The following is a 14,246-nucleotide window of genomic DNA, read 5'->3' as shown; positions in this document are numbered from 1 at the left end:
GGAGCCGTGTCATGACCACGCCCGTCACGATCGTCGGCGCCGGGCTCGGCGGTCTCGTCCTCGCCCGCGTCCTGCACGTCCGTGGCATCCCGGCCGCGGTCTACGAGGCCGAACCGTCCCCGGCCTCCCGCGCGCAGGGCGGCCTGCTCGACATCCACAACGGCCAGCTCGCTGTCGACGCCGCCCGGCTGACCGCCGAATTCCGCAACCTGGTCCTGGACCGGAGGCAAGAACTGCGGCTCCTGCGCCGGGATGGGACGGTGTTGTTCCACCGGCCCGATGACGGCACCGGCGGCCGTCCCGAAGTGCACCGCGGCGAGCTGCGGCAGCTGCTGATCGACTCGCTGCCGGAGGGCACTGTCCACTGGGGACACAAGGTCAGTGGTGTACACGCGGTGGCCGAGGGCTACGAGGTCGCTTTCGCCGACGGCATCACAGTCACGACGAACCTGCTGGTCGGCTACGAGGGCTGGTCGACGGCGTTGACCACCCTGATCACCGGAAGCGACACCTCACCTGCCCTCCGGCCGCATTACGGCCTGCCGATCGGACATCAATGGGACCGAGTACCGGGCGTGACCCTCATCGGCGATGCCGCACACCTCGCCGCACCGAACGGTGAAGGCGCGAACCTGGCCATGCTCGACGGCGCCGAACTGGGGATCGCGCTCGCCACGCATCCCGGCGACGTGGAGGCCGCGCTCGCCGAGTACGAGCAAGCAATGTTCCCGCGCGGCGCGAAAACCGCAGCTGAGGGCGCGCGCCTGCAACAGCAGATGTACGGCCCCGACGCACCGGAGGGCATGCTCGCCGAATTCGTCCCCGCGACATAGGTCGCCCTGGCCTGCTGACCATCCATAACGGAGGGTCAACGCTCCCGAAGCATCCGATTGATGATCAGCGCCTCACCCCCGGACCGGCGGCGAGGCGCTTGAAACGACACACCAGACAGCTACCCGAGGAGCCCTCATGCCCACACCCGTCACGATCGTCGGCGCCGGGCTCGGCGGTCTCGTCCTCGCCCGCGTCCTGCACGTCCACGGCATTCCGGCGACCGTCCACGAGGCCGAACCGTCGCCGTCCGCGCGCACGCAGGGCGGCATGCTCGACATCCACGACTACAACGGTCAGCTCGCCGTCGAAGCCGCCCGGCTGACCGCCGAATTCCGCGGCCTGGTCCTCGAAGGGCGGGAAGAACTCCGGATCCTGAACCGCGACGGCACCGTGCTTCTCGAACAGCCCGACGACGGCACCGGGAGCCGCCCCGAAGTCCAGCGCGGCGAGCTGCGGCAGCTGCTGATCGACTCGCTCCCGGACGGCACCGTCCACTGGGGACACAAGGCCACCGCTGTCCGCGCGCTCGGCGAAGGCTACGAAGTGACCTTCGCCGACGGCTGCACGGTCACCACGCCGTTGCTGGTCGGGGCAGACGGCGCGTGGTCGCGGGTGCGGTCACTGGTCTCGGCTGCGGAGCCGGCATACGCGGGCTCGGCGTTCGTCGAGACCTACCTTTACGACTCCGACAACCGCCACCCCGCAACCGCGAAAGCCGTCGGCGGCGGCTCACTGATGACGCCGTCACCGGGCAAGGCGATCCAAGCGCACCGCGAGACAGGCGGGACCCTGCACGCGTACGTCGTGCTCGTCCGGCCGCTGGATTGGTTTGCTGCGATCGATTTCACCGACCCGGCTGCCGTTGCTGCGCGCGTCGTGGCGGAGTTCGACGGATGGGCGCCGGAACTGACCGCACTGATCACCGAAAGCGACACCACGCCGGTCTTCCGCCCGCACTACACGTTACCGGCCGGGCATCGGTGGGAACGCGTACCCGGCGTGACGCTGGTCGGCGATGCCGCGCACCTCGCTCCCCCGAACGGCGAAGGCGCCAATCTCGCCATGCTCGACGGCGCAGAACTCGGCAAGGCCCTCGCCGCGTATCCGGACGACGTCGAGGCGGCCCTCGCCGAGTACGAACAGGCGATGTTCCCCCGCGCCGCCGCCATCGTCGCCGAAAGCAACGAGATGCAGGATGTCATGTTCGGCGAGAACGCACCCGACGGTTTCGTCGCCCGGTTTGCCGGATAGGGCACTTCCCGTGCACCGTTCGGCAGTCGTCGGCCGCTGGCGGTGGGATGCACGATCCGGGGCCCTTACGGTCGGTGCGCATCGGCGAAGGAGGATCGGTGCGGCCAGTATCGGAAGAGGCATCCGGGTTCACGTTCCGGATGTGGCGGCGCAACGCGGAGCAGTGGGTGCCGGAACCCGAGCTGCGCGTACGCCTGGACGACGGCGTGAGCCGGGTGCCGGCACAGCTGTCGTGGGTCACCGAGGACGGTACGCAGAGCGCGCTCGCCTTCTCCCCGGACATGACCGGCTGCTACGGCCATCGCCGCACCACCGGCGGCGACCTCCTGGAACTCCGCGGCGAACTCGCCGGCCGCCCGGACGGCGAGAGCCGCTACGAGTTCGTCACGACCGAAGAGCGGTTGCGGCTGCTCATCGACGACGGCAGCTCGGCAGCCATCCGGTGGGTGACCTGGCACGACCACTCCGGCAACGCGGGTTCGGTCGCCTTCCGCGCGGCGGTCACGTCCGGCAACCCGGACGTGACCGGTCTCGTGACCGCCGTGCAGGCCAGCGCCGAGCATCGCGACGCGGGCGAAGTGGCGGCCAATCTCGTGGACCCGTCGGGCAGCAAATGGCTTGCCTTCCACGACTGGGCTTGGCTGAACTTCCATCTGTCCGAACCGGTTCCGGCAGACCGGTATGTGCTGACGTCGGCGAACGATGCACCCGATCGCGACCCGGCGGCATGGGTCCTGCGTGGCTCGGCGGACGGGGCACAGTGGCGGGTCCTCGATGTCCGCACGGGGCAGTCGTTCCCCGGACGGCACCAATCCCGGACCTACCGGATCGCCGAGCCCGCACCCTGCGCGCATTACCGGCTGGAGATCACCGCCACCAACGGCTCGCCGGATGTGCAGCTCGAAGCCGTCCGGTTCCTCACCGGCATCGGCGGATTCTCCGGATACCGGCAGCAAGCGGGCCAGGCACCCGTCGCGTACCAGGGCGTCGTGGTCGAGCAAACCGGGCAGCACAGCGGTTCCTGGCTTCCCCTCGGCGGCAAGCTCTCGATGGAATCCCTGACCTCGCCGTCCGGCCGGTTCACGTTTCTCGCCGGCGTGTACAGCCCGCAGCTGTCGATCCGGGACAACCTCACCCGGGAATACGTCTGGGTTTGGGACGCGCAGCGGGCGTCCGTGCTGTCATTGGGCCCCGACGGAGACCTGGTCGCGTGGGACCACAACGGCCAGCGGGTGTGGAGTACCGGCACCGCATGGCAAGGCGTGCAGCGGCTGGACCTCCACGACACCGGCGAGCTGGCGCTCACCGACGCCGACGGCCGAGTTCGGTGGAGCTCCGGCATCCCCGAGGTACCCGCAGCTCCGGGTGAGGTGCGCACGGTGGCCCGGGGATCGACGATGCGCCCGGGCGAAAGTCTCTCCGGGCAGTCGCTCACCAGCGACGACGGGTCGACCGTGCTCTTTCACGACGGCCGCGTCCTCTTCTGCATCGTGAAGGGCCGCACCTCGCATTTGGACCGGTTCTACGATCGTGACAACGTCCTCGAACTCGGCACCGACGGCTATCTCCGCACGCTGGCCCTCGACGGATCCGAAATGGAGCGCATCGCCGGGCCGGGCAGCGAGCTGGTCGTCGCCCGGGGAGCGGCAGAGTTGCGGGACGAGGCGGGGGCCGTTGTCTGGGCGTCCGTCAACCGCTCGACCCGGATCGCTTCGCGGGCAGTGCGGGAGCCGGCCATGCCGCTCAACGAAACGCTGGCCGCCTGGTTCGCCGCGTTATCGGGGCAGGGTCAGGGATTCTGCGTTGCGGTGGTGAAAGACAGCACGCCTGCCGAGGTGCTCGAAGGCGTCGGTGTCGCGCCGGGCTCGGCGGTGCACGGTACCTGGCGCGAACTCCGGCAGCAGCCGGGCGGCAGCGTCGCCGCCGCGATCGCGGTGGGGCCGGACGTCATCCTGCTCAGCGAGGATGCCGAACTTCCGCCGGCGCCTTGGCCGTGGTGCGCGGCTCTGCAGGCGCCGTCCGGTGGAGCCGGCTACGGGACGCGGTTCACCCTTCACCACCACGGCAAGCTGGTGAGCGAGTTCGCGGACCAGCCACGCCGGGCGAAGGGCGCCAAGGTACCCGAGGTGGCTGCCGCGCTGGCCGAGAGCGTCCATCCCTCGCACCGCTTCGAGCTGCTGTTCCGGGTCGCCGGGGTGGTACCCAGCGCCGCTCAGCTCGGCGGCGTCCTGCTGGGCGGGGTCACCCGACCGGCGCCCGTCGCGCCCCCCGACCCCGGGAGCGACCTGCCGCACCTGGTCATCGGCGATCGCGACGAGCTGAGCCCGCTGGTGATCCGTACCGACTTCACCGACGACTACACCTGGAACCGGGTGCTCGCCGAACTCCGGGAACCGTGGGGCGACAGCGAACCGGAGCCGTACCTGATCTCCGTGCCCGCCTACGACGGCGTACCCCCCGAGCGGATCCTCAAGGCTGTCCGCGCGGCCATGCCCGAACTGCCCGGAGCGATCTTCATCGCCGACACCACCACGATGCGAGCGGAGAAGTACCCGCTGCTTGCCGTGTCCACCCAATGGGACGGCGAACCCTTCGGGCCGGACGAGGACGCCTTCGCAACGCAGTTCCGCGTCCGGCCCAACGCGGCCATCGAGATCAGCTGCAACCTCGGCATCGCCAACATGGACTTCGAGGACTTCGCCAGCGACGAGGTGGGCGAACGGATGGACGGCTGAGGGCTGGCGTCACAGGAACGGGCGCACCTCGACCCTCCGGTTGCAGGCTTTCGATCCCTCGGCTGCGAGCCGGAGCGTGACGTCGAGGTCGGTTGCCTCGATGATCCAGAAGCCCGCGAGATACTCCTTGGTCTCCAGGAAGGGCCCGTCGGTCATGATCGCCGCCCCGGCGCGGTTGTCGATCACGGTGGCCGTGTCGGGAGCGGCGAGGCCGCCCGCGAAGACCCAGTGTCCCTGGGTGCGGAGCCGGTCGTTGAACACGTCGATGGCCGCGTCCTCTTCCGGAGTGGCGAGGGTCGGCTGGTCGTGGAGTACGGAAATCAGGTACTGCATGCGAAGGTCCTTTCCGAGGATGGCCTGATCACGCGGCCGGGTACTGCGGGCGCCCGGCGGGACGATAGACCTGGATCGTGACGCCCTTCGTGTCGGCGCGCGAGGCGACCAGGTCCAGCGCAAGGTCCGGACCGGCGGCAGGGAACAACCGCGCGCCCTGGCCGAGGATCACCGGGACCACGATCACCGTCATCTCGTCGACCAGGCCGTTCTCCAGCAGCCACCGGACCAGCGTGCCACTGCCGTGGACCTGCAGTTCGCCGCCGGGCCGGGCCCTCAGCTCCGCGATCGCCGCGGCGAGGTCGCCGGACAGGACAGAAGTGCCCGTCCACGCGGGTTCCGCGAGCGTCGTCGAGGCGACGTACTTGGGCCGGGTCGCCAGCGCCTGCGTGACGGCCTCCCAGCCGGGGACCTCTCCCGCGCCCCAGGAGCTCGCGAACAGCTCGTAGGTCCGCCGGCCGAACAGGAATCCATCGGCGCGCCGGTAGGTGTCCTTGATGAAGGACGTCGTGTCGTCATCGCCTTTCCCGAGGGCCCAGCCGCCGCGGACGAATCCGTTCCGGCGGTCCTCCTCCGACGCGCCGCCGTTGCCCTGCACCACGCCGTCGAGTGTCATCTGGGTCATCGTCGTCAGTTTCATGATCGCGGTTCCTCCGTGCCGGTGCCGCCCTTCGGCAGGCGGCCTCACCCCCGCTACGAACGCCCTCGCCGCGATTCGACACCCGCCTCCGAAGTTTCTTGGACGCCGCGGCCGGATGCGTTCACGAGGGCGCGGAACTCCCGGGCGAAGCGCTCTTCATGTGACTCGGGCTCCGGGTAGCGGCCGTGGATCTTCGTGACCTCGCGGCCGTGAACGAGGGAGCTGACCGTGAAACCCGCGTTGTCGGTGACGGACAGCAGCGGTCCGGTTCTCTGGCTGTACACGACGATGTCGCTGCGGGCACCGATGAAGGTGTTGGGCAGGGTGAGGTACCGAGCCGCTTGCACCGCCGACGTGAGTACGCGTGCGCCGTCCTCGCCGGTGCCGCAGATGATCAGCAGGAACCGGCTGTGCGGGTTTGCGGCGTACATCTGCTGGAACTGCGGCAGTTGCACCAGCAGGCCGACCAGGGTGTCGCCGCTGACACTGAGGTGGGTTTCGTTGCCACCGCGCTCGATCGTGATGCGCACGGCACGCGAGTGGCCGTGCGCGATGATCGCGTTGGGTGTGCCCGGCTGCCACGGCACCGGCACGAGACGGCGGTCCGGGTCGTGTACGTGCAGCCGGTCCCGCTCGGAGCGGCGGACGTGGCGGCCGGTCTCGCCGGGAAAGGTCCGTACGACGTGGGTCATCCGGTCGAGGTTGGCCACCATGTCCCACAGCAGCTCTTCGTGGTCGCCGGTGAGGTCGATGCCGTTGATGCGCGTGGTCCCGGCGCTGGTCAGGCCGACGTGGGCGACCTCGTGCGGGAAGAAGTCGACCACCTCGCCGTGCCGGTTCTTGCCCTGCAGCGGGACCTCGGCACCGGGGTCGGCATCGGGGATGTACCTGGCCGCCGGCAGGTGTGTCTCGAAGAACGCGATGTTGCCGACGTTGCCGCGAGAGTAGACGCCGAGCAGCCGATGCTCCGGCCAGTACCAGCCCCGGGGCCGTGGGCCGGGCAGGTGGATGCTCCAGCCGCGGTTGTCGTCGACGCCGAAACGCCCGTCGCCCAACTGGGACAACGGGCCGTTGTTGGTCAGCACGGACACGGTCATCCCCTCCCGCGACAGGCCGCGGCCGGTGTTCTTCGCGTCGTGATCTCCGGAGGAGAGCAGCACGACGGTAAGGCGGGGATTGGCCTGGTACCAGGCCCGCAACGGTTCGACGGAGGAGAGGACCGTGGCGAACTCGCGTGGCTGGAGGGTTGCGTGGGTCCCGTCACGCAGCGGTACCACGAACCCGTCCCGGCCGCCCTCGGCGTGCACGTGGAAGTCCCCGTCGAGCCGCAGTCGTGGCCGGGGCCGGTGGGTACGCCGCACGGCATCGTGCACAGTCTCGCCGGGCAGCGTCGTGATCGCGATGTCGTGGCGGCCGGTGAGCTGGAAGCGGTGGTTACGGGTGAACGTGACACCTGGCGCCGTCCCTGGCATGACCTGGCAGACGATGTCGCTCAGCGGCACCGTGATCGGCTGCCCGTCCGGGCCGGTGGCGCGGACCGTCCGTGCCGGGGAGGAGAACATCGAGCCGGTCGGCGCGGGAGTCGGGTGGCCGCCGGACCGCCGCGGGAAATGCCACCCGTAGCGGGAATCGGTGCTGGGGTGCAGAAGCCCGTCCACGGAGCCGGACGGTTCCGCGGACGGCGCCACCGCCCGGCCCGCCGGGGCAACCACGAGCACCCGGGCATCGACCAGCAGCGGCGGCGTAGTCCGCACCCGGGAACCCGCCGGGGCCTGGGTTTCGATCCACCGCACGGTGCCGTCGTGGTTGCGCAGCACAACGCCGTGGGGTTCGCCGCCGGGAGTCTTGGTCAGCACGAACGCCATTGCGCCAGGACCCAGGTCGCGTACCTGCTCGACGACACTTGAGATCGAGCCGCGCACCGGGCGCCATACCCCGCCGACAGCCATTGCCAGCGCAAGCTCAGGCCTCGCCACCGCGGCAGCTACGTCGTCGCGGGTCGCGTGCGCTGTGGCCCAGAAGTGCTGGCGCACAGCGTCGAGCCGTATTACGCAGTCCCGCGCCGTCCCATCGTGCGGCGGCAGCGCGGTGTGCAGTTCTTGTTCCAACGCTTTGTCCGGAGATAAGGCCTTCGCCGTAACAGCGGGAACTGCACGTCCCCCGCCGACCGCGGCCAACCAGGCACCTGGCGTGGCGTCAGACAGATCATCGGCTGGCTTCATGACCAACGGTTCGCTCACCGCCGATCGCCGGGTGGGCGCCGTCTCGCTTCCACTGAACCGCTCGCCGGAACCGCTTCGGGATGTCCATCGCCTTCCTCAGCCGTCGTCATCAGGAGCGGACTCATCCCAGCCGATCGATCGTCCCTGGCCGGACCGCCTGACGAGACATTGACGATCGCCCGCCGAATCCGAGCGCGGCGTTGACGGCTCCACGTCCGGCCGCCGCGACTCATATCAATAATCTCAGTTATCCATATAGTTAATGCTCGCGGCAGTGCTCCTTATGTTTTGGTTTTAAATCGAGAAGTGCAGGTTTTAGTTGTGTAACCAATACTGATAGGGTGCTGTTCACCTGCGGAAAGGGGTGTTGATGGAGACGACGGGGCCACCGATCCGGCGAGTGAGCCGGGAGGAACGGCGGGAGGCGACCGTGCGTGCGCTGGCGGCCGGGGACGAGGCGGGGTGCGCTTACTGCGGTCAGCCGTTGCCGCCCATCCGCCGGCAGGGCGGGCGGCCGACGCCGTATTGCCCGGCCGACCCCGAGCGGTACGGGCGGTGGGGCGCGAAGGTCATCACCTGCGCGATGCTCGACGAGCAGCGCGAAATCTGGGTGACCGTCTACGGGCCCGACCAGCCGATGACCCTCCTCGACACCCAGGCGCTCGACGACCAGCTCGGTTCCGCACTGTCCGCTTTGGACCCGCTGCACGCCGAGCTCACAGCGCTGCGCACGCACGTCACCGACCAGACCGCCGCGGCGCTCTCCGCGCGGGCGGCGGCCGAGGAAGCCCGCGACGAGGCGCTGGGACAGGCCCGCGCGGCCAAGGTCGAGTGCGCGCAGGCACTTGAGGCAGCCGACGAGGCCCGCGAAGCCGAGAAGGCGGCTCGCCAGCAGTCCGACGCAGACCGGGCAGAGCGTGACACAGCCCTCGAAAACGCCGTAGCAGCACGGAAAGCCCAGGAGGCGGCGCTGGCCGTGCGGGACGAAGCGGAGAACAACCGGCAGCGGGCGCTGGAGCAGGCGTCCGCCGCGCACGACCGGGTCACCGCGTTGCAGCGCGAGATCTCGGCGCTACGGGCAACCGCCGTGGACGACCTGGAGCAAGCGCGCCGCACCGCGCAACAGGCGCAGCAGGAACTCCGCGCGTCGTTGATTGCCGAGCACGAAATCCGGGTCCGGGAGCTGGAACAACGCCAGCATCAGCAAGTCGCCGAGGCGGACGAACGGGTACGGGCGGTGCAGCAAGCGGCAGACAAGCGGGTCGCCGAGTCTGCGGCGCAGTTGAGCCGGGCCACGCGGGCATACGCGGAAGCACTTTCGCCATTGCATTCCGAGCTGGGTGAACTGCGGACCCGGGTCACCGAACAGGACGCCGAACTGCAGCGGCTCCGGGAAGAAGCCGAGCAGGAACCGCCCGATACCCTGCAGGAGAGATGACGCCCGACCCCCGCACATTGACCGCCGACTGCTCGCGCTGTTTCGCGCTTTGCTGTGTCGCGCTCACCTTCGCCCGGTCCACCGACTTCGCGATCGACAAGCCAGCCGGCGACCCGTGTCCGAACCTCCAGCCCGATTTCGGCTGCGGGATCCACGATCGCCTGCGCACCAAGGGTTTCCCTGGCTGTGCGGTGTACGACTGCTTCGGCGCCGGGCAGCAGGTGTCCCAGGTGACCTTCGCCGGTCGCGACTGGCGAAGCGCGCCGGAGATCCGCAAGCGGATGTTCGCCGCGCTCCCGGTGATGCGGCAGCTGCACGAACTCCTCTGGTACCTCACCGAAGCCCGGTCCCTCGCCGTGACCCGCGAGATCCACGCCGACCTCGACACCGCGCTCGCCGAGGTCGAGCAGCTCACCACAGGCGACGCGGACGCGGTGCTGACCGTCGACCCGGATCTCCAGCGGGCGCGCGTGAACCCGCTTTTGGTGCGGACGAGCGAACTCGTGCGCGGCAGCAACAAAAAGGACCGGCGAGGGGCCGACCTGATCGGTGCGAAACTCGCCGGTGCCGACCTCCGGGGCGCAAACCTGCGCGGCGCGTACCTGATCGCGGCGAACCTTCGCGGGGCCGACCTCCGGCAGACGGACCTGATCGGCGCCGACCTCCGTGACGCCGACGTCCGCGGAGCCGATTTCACCGGCAGCGTTTTCCTCACCCAGTCCCAGGTGAACGCCGCCCGCGGAGACGTCGCGACCCGCCTGCCGCCACGGCTGGCCCGGCCCGCGCACTGGTAGCACGAGGTCAGCGCTCGACAGTGCCGAGCAGCACGAGGTCAGTGCCGGTCGGTGCTGGTTGGTGCTGGTTGGTGCTGGTCGGTGCTGGTCAGTGCTGGTCAGTGCGGGCGGGTCGCGCCCACCACTACCCCACCGAACCGGGCGATCCAGCTGCCGCACACGCACCTGAGGTAATCCGCGCGGCTGCCCGCCGAGGCGGGGACGACAGCCGAAGCGGGCAGCTCGGCCAGCGGCCAGCCGCATCGAGGACAACGGTTTTCTTCCATACCTCGATCTTGCGGTAATGGTTCAGTGCGGTTCAACCCTTACGCGAACCGGCCAGACAATGTGGGGTCTCCGGCAGGGTGGGTGCGGTCGAGCTGCTGCTTCGCCGCGCACCAGGTGAGCCAGGAGCCGACGGTTGCGGTTCCAGGCTGACGTCGCCACCCGGACGCGAAAAGCCGGCTCGGCAGCCGATTCAGCGGACTGTCGGAGCTGGCAGGGTGACCGCCTCGCGCAGTTCGGCGGCGGCTTCGGCCATGAGCTGGGCGAGGGTGGTGTCCGGCTCGGCCAGCCAGCGGGGCATGACCCGCCGGTGGATCGCCAGCACCACGTCGATGATGAAGCGTGCCTTGCCGGGCTCGACGCCGCGGCGCTCGAGGGCGGGCGCGAGCGCGTCGGCGATGTCGGCGAGCTTGATCAGCTCACGTTCGGCCAGTGCCGGGCTGGCGGCGATCACTCTGCCCCGGCGCAGCAGGAACTCGCGTGGGCGGAAGATCTCCTCGGCGGTTCCCAGCGCGGTCAGCAGCACCTCGATCGGGGTGAGGTCCGGATCGGCCGCCTCGACCTGGGCGACGAGGTGGGCCTCGAGTTCGTTGCCGGCGAAAAGGACCTCCCGCTTGTCGGAGAAGTAGCGGTAGAAGGAGCGCTCCTTCAGACCGGCGGCGCCTGCGATCTGCGCGACCGTGGTGCGCTCGAACCCCTGCGTCTCGAACAGCTCGAGCGCGGCGCGCTCGAGCCGGCCCTGTGCGTCGGCTTCCCATCTCGGCATACCCACCAGGGTACGACAACAGGAGCTGTCGTCAGCTGGTACGGTCGATGACAACAGATGCTGTCATCATGAGGAGACCGCCATGAAGGCTTTGCAGTTCGACCGGTTCGGTTCCCCGGACGTGATCGTGCTCCGCGACGTCCCACGGCCGGAGCCGGGCCCCGGCCAGATCCGGATCGCCGTGCAGGCGTGTGGGCTGACCCCGGCCGACTGGCACGTCGTCGACGGTCTCCTCGCCGACCACCTGCCGCCGCTGCCGCGTGGGCTCGGCCTCGAGGTCGCGGGTACCGTCGACGCGCTCGGCGAGGGCGTCACCGGCGTCCGGATCGGCGACCGCGTGTTCGGTCCGGCCACCTTCGACGGCCCGACAGCCGGCGCCGCCGAGTACGCGCTGATGCCGGCCTGGGCGCACATTCCCGAGGGTCTCACCGCCGAGCAGGCCGCCGCGCTGCCGATGGCAGCCGAGACGGCGTGGCGCGCGCTCGACGACCTCGGCGTCCAGCCGGGTGAGCAGCTGCTTGTGCACGGCGCGGGTACCACCGTGGGTGAGGCGGCGGTGCGCTTCGCGCGGCACCGGGGTATTCGGGTGATCGCCACCGCCGGGCCGACTCGGGCCGCCGCCCTGGAAGAGATCGGCGCCGAGGTGACCGCTTACGGCGAGGGCATGGCCGACCGTATCGCCGCCCTGGCCGGAGGTCCCGTGGACCGCGCCCTGGACACGGCCCCGACCGGGGGCCGGATCGACCGCGCCGACCAGCCCAGCCCGGCCGGCGGCTCGCTCCCGGCTTTGATCGAGCTCACCGGGGATCCCGACCGGGTCCTCACCGTCTCGGACTTCGCTGCCGCGGCCGAACTGGGCGTCCGGATCACCACCGAGATCCGCTACGACCGGATGCACGAGTTCGCCCGGCTCGCCGGGGAAGGCATCCTGGTCGTACCGGTCGCCCGCACGTACCGCCTCGCCCAGGTCCGGGAAGCGGCCGAGCTCAGCCAGTCCCGCCGCACCGGCGGCAAGCTGATGCTCGTCCTGTGATGTAATGGTCAAGTGCACTTCAATCCTTACGGTGGGGCAGGCGCGCAGGTAGCCGCCGATCTCGCCACGCTGTCCCAGCGCGATGGCGCGACGGCCGACGACGTGCTGGCCGTCGGCCGTGCGCACGGCATGGCCCTCCCCCGGATCGACCATGCGCAGGCCGAGCGCATTCTCGCCTGGGGCAGGCAAGTGCACCGGGTCTTCACGGCCACCACGCTCGCCGAACGGGTCGACCTCGTGAACCATCTCCTCGAGGTCTCAGCGTGCCGTCCGCACATCTCGCGCCACAACGGGAAAACTCCGCATCTGCATTACTCGTGCAGTGGCGCCGAGGTGGTCGAGCGGTTCAGCGCGTACACCGCGGGCGGGCTCGCGCACGTCGTGTGTGAGGACTCGGACCGGCTGGGCGTCTGTGCGCGCGAAGGCTGCGACGTCGCGTTCGTCGACACCTCCCGCAACGGGCGGCGGCGGTTCTGCTCCACCCGGTGCGGCACGCGGGTCAACGTCGCCGACCATCGGGCACGGCAGCTCACTGCTTGACCCGGGAGGGGTCCCGTCGAAGGCGAGTAGAAAGATCACCACACCTTCGACGCGGGCGGGGCGGATGCGGAAAGCGTGGCAGGCGATCGCCGGTTACCGGTTGCTGCTGCTGGGCGCTGTTCTGCTCACCCTCTGGTTTGCCCTGTTCCGGCCGCTGCTCTCCGGACGGCCCGGCGAACTCCCCGATTTTGCCGCCCTGTGCGGCGCCGACGGGCAGGCGTTCGACAAGGCGGCCGCGTACGAGGGCCCGGCGCCGCATCCGATTATCGTGTTCGAGGGCGGCAGCACCGTGAAGCACGCCGACAACGGCGCCGGTGACCGGCCGCAGCCAGACCAGGTGCAGCTCGTCGGATGCCTCCGCTCCCTCGGCGTCGGCGCCGAACTGGACGGCTGTTCCTACCGCGACGGCAGCGTCCGGACCATGCGCCAGGGGCGGTGGCAGATCGAGGTGCACGAGGCGCGTACCGGTCGCGTGGTGTCCACAGTGGACCTCAACGGGCGCACCGGCGAATGCCCGACGGTCGTATCCCGGGAACACGAGAGTCCCGGCGGAACGGTGGCACCGTCGGACATCCGCGGGACCGAACCCGACGAGACGGCTTACCGCGAAGCGCTGCGGTCCGCCGTCAAGCCCTGACTGTCGTCGAACGGCTCCAGCTCCGGGCGTTTCGGGCTGATCGTGTCACCGGAGGACTCGCCCCGCAGGCGGCGGCCGACCCACGGCAGCGCGTGCTCCCGGCCCCAGCGCAGGTTGGCCGCGCGTTGTTCCCGCACCGACAGCCGCGGGCGGGAGCCGAGGACAACGGGAGCGAGGTCGTGCGGAACACCCAGCGCAGCCAGCACCGCGATGGCGATCTCCGTGTGCCCGGAAGCGTTGAGGTGCAAGCGATCCGGCGCCCACATCCGGCGGTCACGCAGCTGCCGCATCGACCACATGTCCACCAGCAGCGTCTCGTGCCGCGCGGCGATCCCGCGGACGTGCTCGTTGTAGATCGCGACCCGGCCGCGCATGTGCCGGAACAGCGCGTCCTCGACGCCGTCGACCCCGGTGAACAGCAGCACCTGCGCTCCGGCGGCCCGGAACCGGGCGATCGCGCGCTCGTAGGAATCGGTGAGCGCGTCGATGTCGACCCGCGGGCGCATCAGGTCGTTGCCGCCCGCGTAGATCGTGACCAGGTCCGGCTTCATCGCCAGCGCCGGTTCCACCTGCTCGTTCAGCACCTGCGGCAGGAGTTTCCCGCGGACCGCGAGGTTGGCGTAACGGAATCCGGGCTCCCGGGCGAGCACTGCGGCGGCGCGGTCGGCCCACCCGCGGACCCCGTTCGGCGCGGACGGGTCGTCGTCCCCGACGCCCTCGGTGAACGAATCGCCGATGCAGACTAAGCGGTTGGTCATG

The 14,246-nt window shown here is 70.0% G+C and carries 13 protein-coding genes; 8 read left to right on the top strand and 5 right to left on the bottom strand.

Annotated features, from left to right (window positions below; all coding sequences use genetic code 11):
* Positions 1–11: 11 nt before the first annotated feature.
* The 3 genes from OO71_RS02680 (at position 12) to OO71_RS02670 (ending at position 4,820) form a co-directional block, all read left to right on the top strand.
* Entirely contained in the window at positions 12–833 is an 822-nt protein-coding gene (locus tag OO71_RS02680; protein WP_033287960.1) for an FAD-dependent oxidoreductase, read from the top strand.
* Positions 834–969: 136 nt separating this feature from the next.
* The gene (locus OO71_RS02675; protein ID WP_033287959.1) at positions 970–2,085 is read left to right on the top strand and encodes an FAD-dependent oxidoreductase; all 1,116 of its coding nucleotides are present in this window, start codon (positions 970–972) and stop codon (positions 2,083–2,085) included.
* Between the two features lie 98 nt (positions 2,086–2,183).
* Positions 2,184–4,820, top strand: coding sequence for a DUF6924 domain-containing protein (locus OO71_RS02670; protein ID WP_033287958.1), 2,637 nt, complete (start codon positions 2,184–2,186; stop codon positions 4,818–4,820).
* A 9-nt stretch (positions 4,821–4,829) separates the two neighbouring features.
* Here the strand turns inward: OO71_RS02670 and OO71_RS02665 are convergent, their stop codons facing one another.
* Genes OO71_RS02665 through OO71_RS02655 form a run of 3 tightly spaced genes read right to left on the bottom strand, consistent with a single transcriptional unit; the run spans position 4,830 to position 7,901 of the window.
* On the bottom strand, positions 4,830–5,153 hold the full coding sequence (locus OO71_RS02665; RefSeq protein WP_033287957.1) for a YciI family protein: 324 nt from the start codon (positions 5,151–5,153) through the stop codon (positions 4,830–4,832).
* Between the two features lie 28 nt (positions 5,154–5,181).
* Positions 5,182–5,793 carry a dihydrofolate reductase family protein gene (locus OO71_RS02660; RefSeq protein WP_033287956.1) on the bottom strand — a complete coding sequence of 204 codons (612 nt, stop codon included), beginning with the start codon at positions 5,791–5,793 and terminating at the stop codon, positions 5,182–5,184.
* A gap of 53 nt (positions 5,794–5,846) precedes the next feature.
* Positions 5,847–7,901, bottom strand: coding sequence for a toxin glutamine deamidase domain-containing protein (locus OO71_RS02655; RefSeq protein WP_162186017.1), 2,055 nt, complete (start codon positions 7,899–7,901; stop codon positions 5,847–5,849).
* Between the two features lie 484 nt (positions 7,902–8,385).
* Here OO71_RS02655 and OO71_RS02650 point away from each other — a divergent pair, with 484 nt between their 5' ends.
* Together OO71_RS02650 and OO71_RS02645 are read left to right on the top strand one after the other, a co-directional pair.
* Positions 8,386–9,453, top strand: coding sequence for a coiled-coil domain-containing protein (locus OO71_RS02650; RefSeq protein ID WP_051790943.1), 1,068 nt, complete (start codon positions 8,386–8,388; stop codon positions 9,451–9,453).
* The gene (locus tag OO71_RS02645; protein WP_033287954.1) at positions 9,450–10,247 is read left to right on the top strand and encodes a pentapeptide repeat-containing protein; all 798 of its coding nucleotides are present in this window, start codon (positions 9,450–9,452) and stop codon (positions 10,245–10,247) included. Before OO71_RS02650 ends, OO71_RS02645 begins: the two co-directional genes overlap by 4 nt.
* 457 nt (positions 10,248–10,704) lie before the next feature.
* On the opposite strand, the gene OO71_RS02640 is transcribed toward OO71_RS02645, so the two are convergent.
* The gene (locus OO71_RS02640) at positions 10,705–11,277 is read right to left on the bottom strand and encodes a TetR/AcrR family transcriptional regulator (RefSeq protein WP_033287953.1); all 573 of its coding nucleotides are present in this window, start codon (positions 11,275–11,277) and stop codon (positions 10,705–10,707) included.
* 82 nt (positions 11,278–11,359) lie between these two features.
* Between OO71_RS02640 and OO71_RS02635 the strand changes: the two genes are divergently transcribed.
* The 3 genes from OO71_RS02635 to OO71_RS02625 all read left to right on the top strand — a co-directional run bounded on the left by OO71_RS02635 (position 11,360) and on the right by OO71_RS02625 (position 13,487).
* Positions 11,360–12,310 (top strand): NADP-dependent oxidoreductase, encoded by a 951-nt coding sequence (locus tag OO71_RS02635; RefSeq protein ID WP_033287952.1) that lies wholly within the window; start codon positions 11,360–11,362, stop codon positions 12,308–12,310.
* A 12-nt stretch (positions 12,311–12,322) separates the two neighbouring features.
* Positions 12,323–12,850 carry a CGNR zinc finger domain-containing protein gene (locus tag OO71_RS02630; protein WP_033287951.1) on the top strand — a complete coding sequence of 176 codons (528 nt, stop codon included), beginning with the start codon at positions 12,323–12,325 and terminating at the stop codon, positions 12,848–12,850.
* Between the two features lie 64 nt (positions 12,851–12,914).
* The gene (locus tag OO71_RS02625) at positions 12,915–13,487 is read left to right on the top strand and encodes a hypothetical protein (protein ID WP_033287950.1); all 573 of its coding nucleotides are present in this window, start codon (positions 12,915–12,917) and stop codon (positions 13,485–13,487) included.
* Here OO71_RS02625 and OO71_RS02620 read toward each other — a convergent pair.
* The gene (locus OO71_RS02620) at positions 13,451–14,245 is read right to left on the bottom strand and encodes an SGNH/GDSL hydrolase family protein (RefSeq protein WP_033287949.1); all 795 of its coding nucleotides are present in this window, start codon (positions 14,243–14,245) and stop codon (positions 13,451–13,453) included. The two genes, OO71_RS02625 and OO71_RS02620, sit on opposite strands and share 37 nt — an antisense overlap.
* Between the last annotated feature and the right edge of the window lies 1 nt (position 14,246).

It is taken from the genome of Amycolatopsis jejuensis, assembly GCF_000717335.1.
Lineage (GTDB): Bacteria > Actinomycetota > Actinomycetes > Mycobacteriales > Pseudonocardiaceae > Amycolatopsis > Amycolatopsis jejuensis.
Note: the sequence above shows the minus strand (reverse complement) of the source record. Positions and strands in the feature narration are given on the sequence as shown.